This window comes from Achromobacter sp. SD115, assembly GCF_017355315.1.
Lineage (GTDB): Bacteria > Pseudomonadota > Gammaproteobacteria > Burkholderiales > Burkholderiaceae_B > Achromobacter > Achromobacter xylosoxidans_B.
In genome coordinates this window covers 29,651-43,660 of sequence record NZ_JADIJM010000032.1, presented here as the reverse complement: position 1 = coordinate 43,660, position 14,010 = coordinate 29,651, and the positions used below count along the sequence as shown (strand labels likewise).

Annotated in this window: 15 protein-coding genes; 11 read left to right on the top strand and 4 right to left on the bottom strand. The window is 65.9% G+C overall.

Going from position 1 to position 14,010, the window contains the following annotated elements; translation table 11 throughout:
• Positions 1-373 precede the first annotated feature (373 nt).
• The gene (locus IPU70_RS30080) at positions 374-1,264 is read left to right on the top strand and encodes an ABC transporter permease (protein WP_013395027.1); all 891 of its coding nucleotides are present in this window, start codon (positions 374-376) and stop codon (positions 1,262-1,264) included.
• Position 1,265: 1 nt separating this feature from the next.
• Positions 1,266-2,060 carry an ABC transporter ATP-binding protein gene (locus IPU70_RS30075; RefSeq protein ID WP_013395026.1) on the top strand — a complete coding sequence of 265 codons (795 nt, stop codon included), beginning with the start codon at positions 1,266-1,268 and terminating at the stop codon, positions 2,058-2,060.
• 48 nt (positions 2,061-2,108) lie between these two features.
• Here the strand turns inward: IPU70_RS30075 and IPU70_RS30070 are convergent, their stop codons facing one another.
• The 3 genes from IPU70_RS30070 to IPU70_RS30060 form a co-directional block, all read right to left on the bottom strand.
• Complete coding sequence (locus IPU70_RS30070; protein WP_207472777.1) at positions 2,109-3,356, bottom strand: FAD-binding oxidoreductase; 1,248 nt, start codon at positions 3,354-3,356, stop codon at positions 2,109-2,111.
• 96 nt (positions 3,357-3,452) lie between these two features.
• The gene (locus tag IPU70_RS30065; RefSeq protein ID WP_207472776.1) at positions 3,453-5,087 is read right to left on the bottom strand and encodes an NAD(P)/FAD-dependent oxidoreductase; all 1,635 of its coding nucleotides are present in this window, start codon (positions 5,085-5,087) and stop codon (positions 3,453-3,455) included.
• On the bottom strand, positions 5,087-6,598 hold the full coding sequence (locus IPU70_RS30060; protein ID WP_207472775.1) for a polyamine aminopropyltransferase: 1,512 nt from the start codon (positions 6,596-6,598) through the stop codon (positions 5,087-5,089). Before IPU70_RS30060 ends, IPU70_RS30065 begins: the two co-directional genes overlap by 1 nt.
• An 89-nt stretch (positions 6,599-6,687) precedes the next feature.
• Between IPU70_RS30060 and IPU70_RS30055 the strand changes: the two genes are divergently transcribed.
• The 8 genes from IPU70_RS30055 to IPU70_RS30020 all read left to right on the top strand — a co-directional run bounded on the left by IPU70_RS30055 (position 6,688) and on the right by IPU70_RS30020 (position 12,431).
• On the top strand, positions 6,688-7,074 hold the full coding sequence (locus tag IPU70_RS30055; RefSeq protein ID WP_041654065.1) for a DUF350 domain-containing protein: 387 nt from the start codon (positions 6,688-6,690) through the stop codon (positions 7,072-7,074).
• Positions 7,075-7,115: 41 nt separating this feature from the next.
• On the top strand, positions 7,116-8,150 hold the full coding sequence (locus IPU70_RS30050) for an SPFH domain-containing protein (RefSeq protein WP_207472774.1): 1,035 nt from the start codon (positions 7,116-7,118) through the stop codon (positions 8,148-8,150).
• A gap of 6 nt (positions 8,151-8,156) precedes the next feature.
• Positions 8,157-9,626: a DUF4178 domain-containing protein gene (locus tag IPU70_RS30045; RefSeq protein ID WP_207472773.1), complete on the top strand. Its 1,470-nt coding sequence runs from the start codon at positions 8,157-8,159 to the stop codon at positions 9,624-9,626.
• A 4-nt stretch (positions 9,627-9,630) separates the two neighbouring features.
• Positions 9,631-9,792, top strand: a complete 162-nt coding sequence (locus IPU70_RS30040; protein ID WP_207472772.1) for a hypothetical protein — start codon at positions 9,631-9,633, stop codon at positions 9,790-9,792.
• Positions 9,789-10,139, top strand: coding sequence for an adenosylmethionine decarboxylase (speD, locus tag IPU70_RS30035; protein WP_041654064.1), 351 nt, complete (start codon positions 9,789-9,791; stop codon positions 10,137-10,139). The genes IPU70_RS30040 and speD overlap by 4 nt, the downstream gene beginning before the upstream one ends.
• 143 nt (positions 10,140-10,282) lie before the next feature.
• A complete protein-coding gene (gene modA / locus IPU70_RS30030) occupies positions 10,283-11,041 on the top strand; it encodes a molybdate ABC transporter substrate-binding protein (RefSeq protein ID WP_207472771.1) in 759 nt (252 codons plus the stop codon).
• Between the two features lie 23 nt (positions 11,042-11,064).
• Positions 11,065-11,748, top strand: a complete 684-nt coding sequence (modB, locus tag IPU70_RS30025; protein ID WP_207472770.1) for a molybdate ABC transporter permease subunit — start codon at positions 11,065-11,067, stop codon at positions 11,746-11,748.
• Positions 11,745-12,431 (top strand): sulfate/molybdate ABC transporter ATP-binding protein, encoded by a 687-nt coding sequence (locus IPU70_RS30020; protein ID WP_207472769.1) that lies wholly within the window; start codon positions 11,745-11,747, stop codon positions 12,429-12,431. Before modB ends, IPU70_RS30020 begins: the two co-directional genes overlap by 4 nt.
• Positions 12,432-12,435: 4 nt before the next feature.
• Here IPU70_RS30020 and IPU70_RS30015 read toward each other — a convergent pair whose 3' ends face one another.
• The gene (locus IPU70_RS30015; protein WP_207472768.1) at positions 12,436-13,230 is read right to left on the bottom strand and encodes a TOBE domain-containing protein; all 795 of its coding nucleotides are present in this window, start codon (positions 13,228-13,230) and stop codon (positions 12,436-12,438) included.
• Positions 13,231-13,388: 158 nt separating this feature from the next.
• On the opposite strand from IPU70_RS30015, the gene IPU70_RS30010 reads away from it, so the two are divergent.
• Positions 13,389-13,979: a DUF4136 domain-containing protein gene (locus tag IPU70_RS30010; protein ID WP_013395013.1), complete on the top strand. Its 591-nt coding sequence runs from the start codon at positions 13,389-13,391 to the stop codon at positions 13,977-13,979.
• Positions 13,980-14,010 lie beyond the last annotated feature (31 nt).

Here is a 14,010-nt window from a genome sequence, read left to right as displayed (position 1 = left end):
GTTTGTTTTATTTTTTGGTGTCTTGCCTTACCCCATGGTCTTCAGGGCGGCAGCATTCACAAGATGCTCGCGGCCCGGCGCAATGTGCTGGTCTTGAATGGCCGGCGGCCCGCCTTACGGCGTCGAGCCCGCCCGGCGTTTTTGCTCCCTGAATGGTCCTGCAGACTCCTGCTGGCGGCCTGGCCGCCCGGCACGGGAACGCTTTGGCAGGAAACGAGAGAAAATCCACCGCCGAGAAACGTTTCTTGCGAAAGCTGGGGTAAAACTGACCCCGAAACGCAAGATATCCGACGTTGCAACTCTTTAATATGCTCGTTTCTTGCCTTCGTGCAACTTCTTAATATGCTCGCTTCTTACTGATTGGATTTGACCCATGTCATTGTTCTCGTTGTTAGGCGCGTTGGAGATCGGCCTGATCTTCAGCCTGGTGGCTCTGGGCGTGTATATCTCGTTCCGTCTGTTGCGCTTCCCGGACCTGACCGTTGACGGCAGCTTTCCGTTGGGTGGCGCGGTCTGTGCCACGCTGATCGCTTCGGGCACCGACCCCTTCCTCGCCACCGTCATTGCCACGGTCGCGGGCGCCGCGGCCGGACTGGTCACCGGCTGGTTGAACGTCAAGCTCAAGATCATGGACCTGCTGGCCAGCATCCTGATGATGATCGCGCTGTACTCGGTCAATCTGCGCATCATGGGCAAGCCCAACGTTCCCCTGATCACCGAATCCACCGTATTCACCGTCCTGCAGCCCGAATGGCTGTCGGATTATGTCGCCCGGCCGCTGATCCTGATCGTGATTGTGATCCTGGCCAAGCTGGCGCTGGACTGGTTCTTCGCCACGCAGACCGGCCTGGCCGTGCGCGCCACCGGCTCCAATGGCCGCATGGCCCGCGCCCAGGGCGTCAATACCGGCCGCATGATCCTGGGCGGCATGGCGCTGTCCAACGCGCTGGTCGCGCTGGCGGGCGCGCTGTTCGCCCAGACTCAAGGCGGTTCGGACATCTCCATGGGTATCGGCACCATCGTGATCGGCCTGGCCGCCGTGATCGTGGGCGAAAGCATCCTGCCGTCGCGCAAGCTGGTGCTGGCGACGCTGGCGGTCATCATCGGCGCCATCGTCTACCGCTTCTTCATCGCGCTGGCGCTGAACAGCGATTTCATCGGCCTGAAGGCGCAAGACCTGAACCTCGTCACCGCGGTGCTGGTCACGTTCGCCCTGGTCATTCCCATGCTCAAGCGCCGCCTGGTCGGCAAAAAGGTGCGCTGATATGTTGTCCGCAAAAGACCTGAAAATTACGTTCAACGCTGGCACGCCCATCGAGACCCGCGCCTTACGCGGCCTGTCGCTGGAGATCCCCTCGGGCCAGTTCGTGACCGTCATCGGCTCCAATGGCGCCGGCAAGTCCACCTTCCTGAACGCGGTGTCGGGCGACCTGCCGGTCGACTCCGGCCGCATCGACATCAACGGCGTCGACGTCACGCGCCAGCCGGTGTGGGCGCGCGCGGGCCGCGTGGCCCGCGTGTTCCAGGACCCCATGGCGGGCACCTGCGAAGACCTGACCATCGAAGAGAACATGGCGCTGGCGCAGATGCGCGGCGCGCGCCGCGGCTACAGCCGCGCGGTCAAGGCCTCCATGAAGGAGGGCTTCCGCGAGCGCCTGGCCACGCTGGGCCTGGGCCTGGAAAACCGCCTGACCGACCGTATCGGCCTCTTGTCGGGCGGCCAGCGCCAGGCGGTCAGCCTGCTGATGGCGGCCTTGCAGCCTTCGCGCATCCTGCTGCTGGATGAGCACACGGCGGCGCTGGACCCGCGCACGGCGGACTTCGTGTTGCAACTGACCGCGCGCATCGTCGCCGAAAGCCAGCTCACCACGATGATGGTGACCCACAGCATGCGCCAGGCGCTGGACGTGGGCGACCGCACCGTCATGCTGCATCAAGGGCAAGTGGTGCTGGATGTGTCGGGCGACGAGCGCCGCGGCATGGACGTGCCGGATCTGCTGGCCATGTTCGAGCGTGTGCGCGGCGAGAAGATCTCGGACGACGCCCTGTTGCTGGGGTGAGCGCCAGTCGCCGGTTGCGTGAACCGCAGCCGGCGGCTTCCCGCCGCCCTAGATGAACCGGCCCGGCCGGAATGCCTCGTGGCCTGAGGCATTCCGGCCGTCGCACATCAGTTCGCCCAGTATCCTGGCCGTGCCGGGGGCGGTACTGAAGCCGATGTGCTGGTGGCCCAGCGCCAGCCACAGACCGGGATGGCGCGGCGCCTCGCCTATCATCGGCCGGCTGTCGGGCAAGGTCGGACGCCGCCCGAGCCATGGCTCGGCATCCAGCCGCCGGTCCAGCGGAAACGCCTCGCGGGCCCGCGCCTCCGCCAGTTCCAGCTGCAGCGGCCGGGCGGGCGCCTCGCAGGCGTCCAGTTCCACGCCCGTGGTCAGGCGCAGCCCGCGCGCCATGGGCGACAGCACATAGCCGCCGCCGGTGTCGTAGACCGGACGCGTCAGGCTGGCGCCGTCCACGCCGCTGTAATGCATGTGGTAGCCGCGCTCGAACGCCATGGGCAGGTCTATGCCCGCCGTTTTCAAGAGGCCCTTCGACCAGGGGCCCAGCGCCACCACCAATCGATCCGCTGCCACCGATCCGGACCCCTGTGCGCCTTGCACGACCCAGCCCTGGCCCTCGCGGCGGATGGCGCTGGCGGCCAGGCGCTGGAACGTGCCGCCTGAGCGGCGGAACAGGGCGGCATAGGCCGCGACCACTTCGTGCGGGTCATTGACGGAGTAGGAGCCCTGGATCCACAGGGCGCGGCGGAAGATGGGCGCAAGCGCGGGTTCGATCTCCGCGAGTTCCGCGGGCTGCAAGACCTGGGTCGGCACCTGGTACTGGGTAAAGGTCTTGCGCGACAGTTCGCCGCTGTTCCAGCCCTGTTCCGAGCGGTACAGGAAAATCCAGCCGGTATCGCGCAGCCGGTGCGCCGCGCCCGATTCGTTCAACAGCCGCAGATGCTCGGGCGCCGAAAGCCGGATCAGACCGTCCAGCGCCTCCACGGTCTGCCTGAACACCGCCGGTCGGGCGTTGAGCAGGAAGCGGGCGGCCCAGCCCAGGTTCTGCGCCAGATAGCCCAGCTTGTAGCGGAACTGCACGGTGTCGTTCTTCAGCAGCCGGGGCAACTGGGCCCACAGGCCCGGATGGTTGAACGGCATCAGCGAACTGCGCGCGATCACGCCGGCGTTGCCCAGCGAGGTTTCCAGCCCCGGCTCCTGCCGGTCCAGCAGCGTGACGGACAGGCCGCGGCGCTGCAGTTCCAGCGCGCAGCAGACGCCCACGATACCCGCGCCTAGGACAACGACGTGCTTTCCCATGTCTTTTTATCTGAGTCCGGTCAGGAGGTGCCGTGATGCCCGGCAAGCTCGCGGAATTGTATTGCAGGCGGCCGGCGAAAACGCGGCGCGCGAACTTCAGGCCTGCGGCGGCTTTTGGCCCATGATCCGCCCAGCGGCAGCCACGCCCCACCACGAGGCTTCCTCGAACACGGAATAGCCCGATAGGTCCGAGTGCGCGAACAGGATCGGACCGTCCACGTCGCGCAGCGCGGCCAATCCCGGATTGGACAGGTAGCCGCATAGCGGCGAGGCCATGGCATGGCCGCGCACCGTGATTTCCAGCTGGCGCGCGTGGCGCCAGAATTCCTTGCCGTAGGCCGCGACCAGATCGGACGCGGCCTCGGCCCGCAGTTCTTCCGGACTGGCGCGGGTCAGCCACTCGCGTGCGGCCTGGGGCGTCTGTCCGCTGAGCGCGTGATACGCCGTGAAGACGCAGCGCGGCGTGCGTGCCACGCGCAGCAGCTGGTGCGTGGAGACGACATAGCCCAGCGCCTTGCCCTGGTAGACCACGTTGTCCCAGGACAGCGGTTCGCCCGGGGCTTCGGCCGGGTAGCCTTCCATGACGAAGTTCGACACCATCCAGGGCGCGTGCGGCGGCGCGTGCACCGTCGGATCGTAGCCATAGGCGCGGATGTCGGGCAGGATGCGCTGGGCTACAAACAAGGGCATCGCACACACGGCGCGGCGTGCTTGCACCGCGTAGGCGCTGGAGGGCGAGGCCAGGCAGGTGACCAGCGCGCCGGCGGGCGTCTCCTGTACCCGGACCGCCGTGCCGGCGGCCAGCCAATCAGCGCGGCCGAGCTTGTCCGTGATGGCGTCGCGCATGCGCTGCATCAACGTCGACAGGCCGCCGGGCCAGGTCAGCACGGCGCCTTCGCCCGCGTTTTCGGCGTGGCCGTCGCGGCTGGCGAAATAGTGCAGGCCGGCCCAGGCGGAAACCACGTCGTACTGCGCGCCGTAGTCGTCGCGGCAGCAGTAGTTCAGGTACCAATGCAGCGCGGGCGAGGTGTAGCCTTCGCGGTCCAGCCATTGCTTGAACGTGATTGCGTCCAGCGCGCGCCAGGCCGGGTCCCGGGATGAAAGCGTGAGCGGGATGCTGAAGACCTTGCGGCCGTCGTTGCCAGTCTGCGTGTGCAGGCGCTCGATCAGGGCAAGAAATTTGCGGTGCTGCGCCAGATCTTCTTCCGGCAACCCGCTCATGGGCAGCAGGCTTTCTTCCCAGCGGCCGCCACGCAGCAGGCGTTCCTGGGGCGAGTGCACCAAAGCGGTTTCGTCGTAGTAGGGGCGGGCCTCGCTTGCGCCGCGCTCGATGATGCCGAAGTCGGCCAGCATCTCGCGCACATGGGTGGACGCCAGCGAGGGCAGCGGCAGGTAGTGCGCGCCCAAGGGGTAGTCCAGGCCGTTGCGCAGGCCGGCCGCGGCATTGCCTTCGAATTCGGGACCCTGCACCACCAGGAAATCGGTATGCCCTTCGCGCGCCAGCTTCCAGGCGCAGGACAGGCCCGCCACGCCCGAGCCCAGGATCACGACGTCGCGCTGGTGGTTGGCCGAGGGCTGCGGCCAGGCTGCGCCGTCGCGCAGGGCGTGGCCCGCCTGCATGCCTGGGTAATGGATTTCCGGCGTGGTCTCGACGATGCGCGAACGGTAATACCCGGCGGTGCCGGCAATCGCTGCCGTGGCCGCGCCCAGCAGGAAGCTGCGCCGCCGCATCAGCGGATGACCTTGCGCCAGTCTTCGTCGAAGTAGCGCACGAGCGACTGCTCGTTCAGCCGGTTCGGAGGCATCGCCAGCGCGGGCATGTCGGCAGGGAAGTGGAACAGTTCGCGTGTCGTTACCGGATCCAGATAGCGCGTGGGCACGGTAATGCTCGCCGGCGGCTCGTAGTCGCGGCGCTTGCTGGCCAGGATGAAGCCCCAGTCGCCGAAGGATGGCACGTAGGTGTGGTACGGCCAGGTATTCAGCCCGGCCTCCTTCAAGGTGGCGTCCACGCTCCAGAACGAGCGCGGCGCGAAGTAGGGCGAGGTCGACTGCACCACCATGTAGCCGTTCTCGGCCAGATGGCGCGCCATCAGGTGATAGACCGGTACCGAGTACAGGCGGCCCAGGCCGAAGTTGGACGGGTCGGGAAAGTCCACCACGATGTAGTCATAGACCTCGGCATGGGTTTCCAGCCAGCGGCCGGCGTCGTCGTTGACGACCGTGACCCGCGGATCCTTCAGCGATCCCTGGTTCAGCTTGACCAGCGGTTCGGAACGCGAGAACAGGCCGGTCATGGCCGGGTCCAGATCCACCAGCGTCACGTGTTCGATATTCTTGTATTTGAGGATTTCGCGCACGGCCAGGCCGTCGCCGCCGCCCAGCACCAGCACGTTGCGCGCCCAGGGCAGGGCCTGCAAGCCGGGGTGCACCAGCGCTTCGTGATAGCGGTGTTCGTCGCGCGACGAGAACTGCAGGTTGCCGTTGATGTACAGGCGCAGGTCGTCGTGCCAGCGCGTGACCACCAGGCGCTGGTATTGGGTGGTTTCCGCATGCACCACGTCGTCCCCGTACAGGCCCTTCTCGGCCCAGGCGGTCATGTTGCCGGAGTAGATGAAACCCAGCCCCAGGAAGCCGATCACCACGCTGGCGCGGATGGCTTTCTCGCCGGGCCGGTGGAGCTCCGCGCGGAATAGCCAGGTAGTCCACAGCGCCACGCTGGCGTTCATGATGCCGAAGAGGAAGCTGGTGCGCAGCAGGCCGAGCTTGGGGGCGAGCAGCAGCGGGAACACCAGCGACACGGCCAGTGCGCCCAGGTAGTCGAAGGTCAGCACGCGGCTGACGATTTCGCGGAACTCGGTCTTGCGCTGGTTGAACACCCGCATCACCAGCGGGATCTCCATGCCGACCATCAGGCCGATGAGGAATACGCCCACGTACAGGGCCGCGCGGAAGGGCGCGGCCATCCAGGCGAAGACCAGGAACAGCACCGCGGCGGAGACGCCGCCCAACAGGGCGACCAGCAGCTCCACATCGATGAAGCGATTCAAAACGTCTTCGTCTCTTACATATTTTGACAACCACGAGCCTATGCCCATGGCGAACAAATAGCAGCCGATGACGGAAGAGAACTGCAGTATCGAATCCCCCAGCAAATAGCTGGCCAGCGCGCTGCTGATGAGCTCATAGCCCAAACCGCAGGAGGCGACGATCAATACCGAAAGAATGAGAACGCGGTCGCGCATGAGGTGTCCGACACGAAAAATGCGTTCGCAGTATATCGAACGCGCCGTATATACTGCGCGCAATTAGGAGGGTGGCAATGGGAGAAGCAATGCATCCGGTGGTGACCTATCTGATCTATATGGCGTCCGCGCTTGCCATGCTGGGTGTCTTCACCCTGGTCTACACGGCCGTCACGCGCTACAAGGAATTCGAGCTGATCCGCGAAGGCAATATCGCCGCGGTGCTGTCGTATGGCGGCGCGCTGGTGGGCTTCAGCTTCACCTTGTGCTCGAGCATCGCGATCCACGCGAGCTATGCCATGTTCCTGCTCTGGGGCCTTGTGGCCATGTTGGTGCAGATCGTCGTGTACGTGGGCGTGTCCCAGGCCGTGCGCGGCATGAACGAGGCCATCGAAGAAAACAACATCGCCATGGGCGGGCTGATCGGGTCGATTTCGATCGCCGCCGGCATCGTCAACGCCGCCAGCCTGACCTGATACGGGCAGGCGCCGAACCCGATCTGACAGGAGAACTACTCATGAGTCTCGGTTCATTCATCCGCAAACAGTTCATCGACATCCTGCAATGGAACGAGGACCGTGACGGCGTGCTCGCCTGGCGCCATCCGATGCAGGACTTCGAAATCCAGTATGGCGCCAGCCTGACCGTGCGCGAGTCGCAGATGGCGGTGTTCGTCAATGAAGGCAAGGTGGCCGACGTGTTCGGCCCCGGCATGTATAAGCTGACCACGCAGACGCTGCCGATCCTGACCTACCTGAAGAACTGGGACAAGCTGTTCGAGTCGCCCTTCAAGTCGGACGTGATCTTCTTCAGCACCCGCCTGCAACTGGGCCGGCGCTGGGGCACGGCCCAGCCGGTGACCCTGCGCGACAGCGAGTTCGGCATGGTGCGCCTGCGCGCCTTCGGCGTGTATTCCTACCAGATCTCCGATCCCGCCAAGTTCTACCGCGAGATCAGCGGCACGCGCGACGAATACACCGTGGACGACCTGGAGGCGCAGTTGCGCAACATGGTGGTCGCGGCGATGACGACGGCGCTGGGCGGCTCCAAGGTGCCGTTCCTGGACATGGCCGGCAACCAGGGGCTGATGTCGCAAAGCATCGCCGAGCAACTGGGGCCGGTGTTCGACCGCTACGGCGTCAAGCTGGACAACTTCACGGTCGAGAACGTTTCGCTGCCGGAAGAGCTGCAGAAAGCGCTGGACACCCGGATTTCCATGGGCATGGCCGGCGACCTGGGCAAGTTCACCCAATATCAGACCGCCACGGCCATCCCGATGGCGGCGCAGAACGAGGGCGGCATTGCCGGCATCGGTGCGGGCCTGGCGGCCGGCGCGGCGCTGGGCCAGACCATGGCAGCGGGACTGGCCGGGGTTCAGGGCCAGCCGCCGCAGCCGGCGGCGCAGCAACCCGCACAGCCGGCGCCGGCTGCCGCCGGGATCGACCCGGCGCAGCGGCTGCAGCAGCTCAAGGACCTGCTGGACAAGGGCCTGATCACGGCCGCGGACTACGATTCGGCCAAGGCCGAAGTGCTGAAGAAACTCACCAGCTAAGGTTCCATGCAGCAGGTTCTGTGTCCGCAGTGCGGCGCCCCAGTCAAATTCACGTCCGCGGCATCCGTCATGGCGGTCTGCGGCGCTTGCCGCAGCACCTTGCTGAAGGACGCCGAGTCGGTCAAGCGCATCGGCGAGGCCGCCGAAGTCCTGGAGGACTACTCGCCCTTGTGCCTGGGCGCGGCCGGCACCCATGAAGGCAAGCGCTTTGACCTGATCGGCCGCATCCAGCTGCGCTACGAAGAAGGTTTCTGGAACGAGTGGTACCTCTGGTTCGAGGACGGTTCCGACGGCTGGCTGTCGGACGCCTCTGGCCAGTACGCCGTGACCCGGCGGCGCAAGGTCAAGTCCACGCAGGGCATGCCGGCGTTCGATGATATTTCGCCGGGCGACGAACTGAAGCTGGACGGGCAGCGCTACACCGCCGCCGACGTGCGCGCCTGCCAGGCGGGCGGCACGCAGGGCGAACTGCCGTTCGTGCCGGGCGAGGGCTGGCTGGCCAAGGTGGCGGACTACCGCTGCCTGGACGCCTTCCTCACCCTGGACTTTTCCGACGGACCCGAGCCCGAGCTGTACATCGGCAAGGCGTTCGACCTGTCCGCCATGCAAGCGGCATCGTTGCGGACCAACGAGCAGGTCGAGGAGACCGCCGGCCGTTTCCGCGGCCAGATCAAGGCGCTGGACTGCCCGAACTGCGGCGGGCCGATAAGCTTCGTGGCCGCCATGGCCACCCAAGTGATCTGCCCCTCTTGCTCGGCCGCGGTCGATTGCTCGGGGCCCACCGCCGAAGTCATCGAGAAGGCCCGCAAGGTCAAGGCTATCCAGACCACGCTGGCGCTGGGCGCGGTGGCCAAGATCGACGGTGCTTCCTACACGCTCATCGGCCTGATGAAGTGCGCAGATCCGGATCCCGAGGAACCGTCCGACTGGATCGAGTACCTGCTGTTCAATCCGGTGAAGGGGTTCATCTGGCTGGTGGAAACCGACGAAGGTTGGGAGCGCGTGCAGGTGTGCGACACCTGGCCCAGCCTCAACAATGCCAGCAGCGTGCGCTGGCGCTCCAAGCTTTATCAGAAGCTGTACGACTACACCTCGCGCGTGGAGCTGGCGCTGGGCGCGTTCAACTGGCGCGTCAAGGTCGGCGACAGCACCAAGATCACGGATTACAAGGCCGGCAACCTCAAACTGACCCGCGAGCTGAGCGAGTCCGAACTGGGCTGGTCGGCCTCGGGGCCGGTGGCGCCGGCGCAATTGGCCGAATGGTTCGGGGACCCTGAACTGGCCAAGCAGAAGGCCATGCCGCTTAGCGGCAAACCCGGGGGGTATCGCAAGTTTGCCTGGACGGCCCTGATCGCGCTGGCCTTCCTGAACTTCGACAATATCTTCAGCGGGGGCATCGTTCCTCTTCTGATCGGCGCGGCGTTCCTCTGGATTCCGGCGGCGCTGGCGGACAAACTATCCGGCAAGGACGAATGACAAGATGGGCAAGCTGCTATATACCGTCTACGCCATTGTGGTGGTGATCTTCGCCACCGGGGTCAGCTCGCCGGGCGCGCGCATGTCTGGCGGCGGCTCCAGCAGCAGCTGGGGTAGCAGTTCGTCCGGCGGCTCGGGCTGGTCCTCGGGCGGATCCCACAAGTGACCCCGCATGCTACCCCTGGCCGCCACGTGCTGGCGGATTTCCGCGGCGTGCCGGCGGATCGCCTGACCGACGCGCAGGCGCTGGAACGCGATCTGGTCGCCGCGGCGCAGGCGGCGGGCGCGCGCGTGCTCAGCGCGCATTTTCATCATTTCGGCGACGGCGCTGGCGTGACCGGCGTGGTCCTGCTGAGCGAATCCCACATCAGCATCCACACCTGGCCCGAGCACCAGTTCGCCGCGCTGGACGTCTTCATGTGCGGCGCGGCGCGGCCCGAGCTGGCGCTGGAGCACCTGCGGACGCTGCTGGCGCCCGAGTCGGTGCACGCGACCACGGTGGCGCGCGGCTGAAGCCTGCGCCGGGTCCTGGGCCGGAAGCCATGGCCACCACTCCTTGATATTGCTCAACGGTCCCCCGGGAAGCCAAATTGACGGGCGTTATATACCTATATATATTTCGTTACCGACTTAGCGATTTCCTCTGGGAGAAGAACATGTTCTGCAAACGTCCGATCGTGGCGCTGTCCTTGGCGCTGGCCGCCGCATGGAGCGCCAACGCCAACGCCGGCGACCTGGTGGTGTCGGCCGCCGCCAGCCTGACCAACGCCTTCAAGGAAGTCGCGCAAGGCTACGAAAAAGAGCACGCCGGCACCAAGGTCATCCTGAACTTCGGCGCTTCCGACGTGCTGCTGCAGCAGATCGTCAAGGGCGCGCCGGCCGACGTGTTCGCCTCGGCGGATCAGAAGGCCATGGACAAGGCGGTCGAGGAAAAAGCCGTCAAGCCGGCCTCCCGCGTGGACTTCGCCGCCAACCAGGTGGTGCTGATCGTTCCTGCCGACAGCAAGGCCAACATCACAGCGCTCAAGGACCTGACCCGCGACGACGTCAAGCGCATCGCCTATGGCAATCCGGCATCGGTGCCGGTCGGCCGCTATACCCAGGGCGCGCTGGAAGCGGCAGGCCTGTGGAAGGAAGTGCAGGCCAAGAGCGTGCTGGCCCAGAACGTGCGGCAGAGCCTGGACTACGTGGCGCGCGGCGAGGTCGACGCGGGCTTCGTGTTCGCAACCGACGCGGCCATCATGGCGGACAAGGTCAAGGTCGCGGTGCGCGTGCCTTCGCAGACGCCGGTGACCTATCCCATCGCCGTCACCACCCGCGAAGCCGCCGCCAAGGAAGCCGAAAGTTTCGTCGCCTATGTGCTGTCTCCCGCAGGTCAGGCGATACTGTCGCGCTACGGCTTCCAGAAGCCCTGATACCTGTTGAATCGTAGGCATTGATGAGTGATCCGGTTTGGGTGCCACTGCTGCTTTCCCTGAAAGTGGCAGGCTGGGCAACGCTGTTGGCGACCGTGGCAGGCACGGCCGCGGCCTATGGCCTGTCGCGCTGGCGCTGGCCGGGGCGCGATCTTCTGGACGCGCTGCTGACCTTGCCGCTGGTGCTGCCGCCCACGGTGCTTGGCTACTACCTGCTGGTGCTGCTGGGGCGCCGCGGCATCATCGGCGAGACGCTGGCGGACTGGGGCATCGAACTGGTCTTCACCTGGCAGGGCGCCGTGATCGCGGCTTCCGTGGTGGCGTTTCCGCTGGTGTTTAAATCGGCCCGCGCCGCCTTCGAGAACGTCGACAGCCAGCTCGAAAGCGCGGCGCGCGTGCTGGGGGTGTGCGAGGCGGGAGTGTTCTTCCGCGTTACCCTGCCTTTGGCCGCGCGCGGCATCGCTGCCGGCGTGCTGCTGGCGTTCGCGCGGGCGCTGGGCGAATTCGGCGCCACGCTGATGATCGCCGGCAATCTGCCGGGACGCACGCAAACCCTGTCGGTCGCCATCTACGAGGCGGTGCAGGCAGGCGACGACGCCACCGCCAACATGCTGGTGCTGGTTACCTCGGTGACCTGCGTGGTGGTCTTGCTGCTGGCCGGCAAGCTGGTGCCCGTCAGCGGTCGGCGCAACGGGAGCGCGCTATGAGCGTCAGCATCCGGGTGTGCAAGCAGATGGTGTCCGGCGACCGCCGCTTTGCGCTGGACGTAGCGTTCGATTCCTCGGCCAAGCGCATCGCGCTGTTCGGTCCGTCGGGGGCGGGCAAGAGCCTGACGCTGCGCGCGGTGGCTGGCCTGCTGCGCCCTGACTCGGGCCGCATCGAGATCAACGGCCGAGTGCTGTTCGATGCCGACGCCGGCGTCAGCCTGCCCGCGCAATCGCGCCGCGTCGCTTATCTGTTCCAGGACTACGCCCTGTTTCCTCATCTGACCGTGGCGCAGAACATTGCTTTTGGATTGCGGCGCGGTTGGCGCAATCCGCCCAGGCGCGAGGTCGGGCCCGAGGCGCAGCGCTGGGTGGACGCGTTCGAGCTGGGCTCCATCGTGGGCAGCTATCCCAGCGAAATCTCGGGCGGGCAGAAGCAACGGGTCGCCTTGGCGCGAGCCCTCATGCTGCGGCCGGACATCCTGCTGCTCGACGAGCCCTTTTCAGCGCTGGACTCGCAGCTGCGCGGCAAGATGCGTTCGGAGCTCAACGCCTTGCAGCGCCAGCTGGACGTGCCCATGCTCCTGATCACGCACGACCCGGCCGACGTGGACGCGCTGGCCGACGAAGTGTTCGAAGTGCGCGAGGGCAGGGTGCGGCGCCACGATGAGGACGTGGGCGTCTGACAGGTCAGTCCAGCACGCCGAGTATCACGCTGGAAGCCTTGAAGATCGCCACCGCGTCGGCGCCTACGTCCAGGGCCAGGTCCCGCGCGCTTTCATTGGTGACGATGGCCGCCAGCGTCACGCCGCCGTCCAGTCCGATCAAGATCTCGCTGTTGACGGCGCCCGGGCGCAGGGCGGTGATTTTGCCCGGTAGCTGATTGCGCGCCGACAGGCGCAGGCCGGGGCCGGGCGCGCCCACGATCACCGACGACGCCTTGACCAGCGCGATCGCCTCCTTGCCCATCGCCAATCCCAGTTCCTGCGTGCTTTCGCGGGTGATGGTGGCCGTGATGGTCAGGCCGCCCGCGATGCGCAGCACGATTTCGTCGTTGACGGCGCCGGCGCGGATCTGGATGACGGTGCCTAGCAGTTTGTTGCGTGCGCTGGTCTTTAGCATGAAACGCCTCATGAGGTCGATGTCCCCGCTGGCGTTCATGCCAGCGCGGGTCAGGTTTTCCATGAACTTGCGGTGTTCGGCTTCCAGGGCGCGGAAGGTGCTGATCAGGCCGCGCGCGCGGTCCGTCAGGCGCGTGCCGCCGCCGCCCTTGCCGCCGGCGGCCCGGATCACCAAAGGCTCGCCCGCCAGGTTGTTCATGGCGTCGATGGCGTCCCAGGCCCCCTTGTAGCTCATGCCCACGGCGCGCGCGGCGGCCGTGATCGAGCCAGTAGCGTCGATTTGCGCCAGCAGGTCTATGCGGTTTTTGCCGCCCCAGGTCTGGGCGCCGGAGCGAAACCAAATCGAGCCGTCAAGTTCCAACATTTGTGTCGTGCCGTGGTCAGGGTATGGGACAGATGAAAGTGTAATGGACGGCGGCTGCTTCAGCGTTTTGCTGCGGGAGCGATGCGAATGAGATTCTGTTGAAATTTTGTGGGCTTCGCGGCACTATGTTCGAGCATCGGGCTCTCGGAGAAAACGACATGAAAGCGTTCAAATTGCTGGCTGCGGGTTCCATGACGGCTCTGTTGGCGGCTTGCGCCTCGGGTCCCACCGTCAAGAGCGACTACGATCACCAGGCGAATTTCGCCCAGTATCGGACATTTGGGTACATGACGCCGCTGGGCACGGACAAAGCGGGCTACAGCAGCTTGCTGACCGAGCGCCTCAAGAACGCCACGCGCGGCCAGATGGAAATGCGCGGCTATACCTATAGCGCCTCCAATCCGGACCTGCTGGTCAATTTCAGCGCCAAGCTGCAGCAGAAGGTGCAGGTCACGCCGGCCGCTCCGCCCATGGGCCCGTACTACGGCTATCGCGCCGGCTTCTACGGCGGCTGGCCCGGCTACGGCTGGGGCGACGACGTCTACCAATATACTGAGGGTACCTTGAATATCGACCTGGTCGACATGCGCCGCAGACAGCTGGTCTGGGAAGGCCTGGCGGTGGGCGAGGTCCAGCCCGACGCGGCCGCTACGCCCGAGAACACGGACAAGGTGGTCGCGCAGATATTCTCCAAGTATCCGTTCCGCGCGGGCGTGGGCACGCCGCAAGTGCCGGACAAAAGCAAGTAGGGCGGTCCGCCAGCCCTGCCTAGAGGAAGCC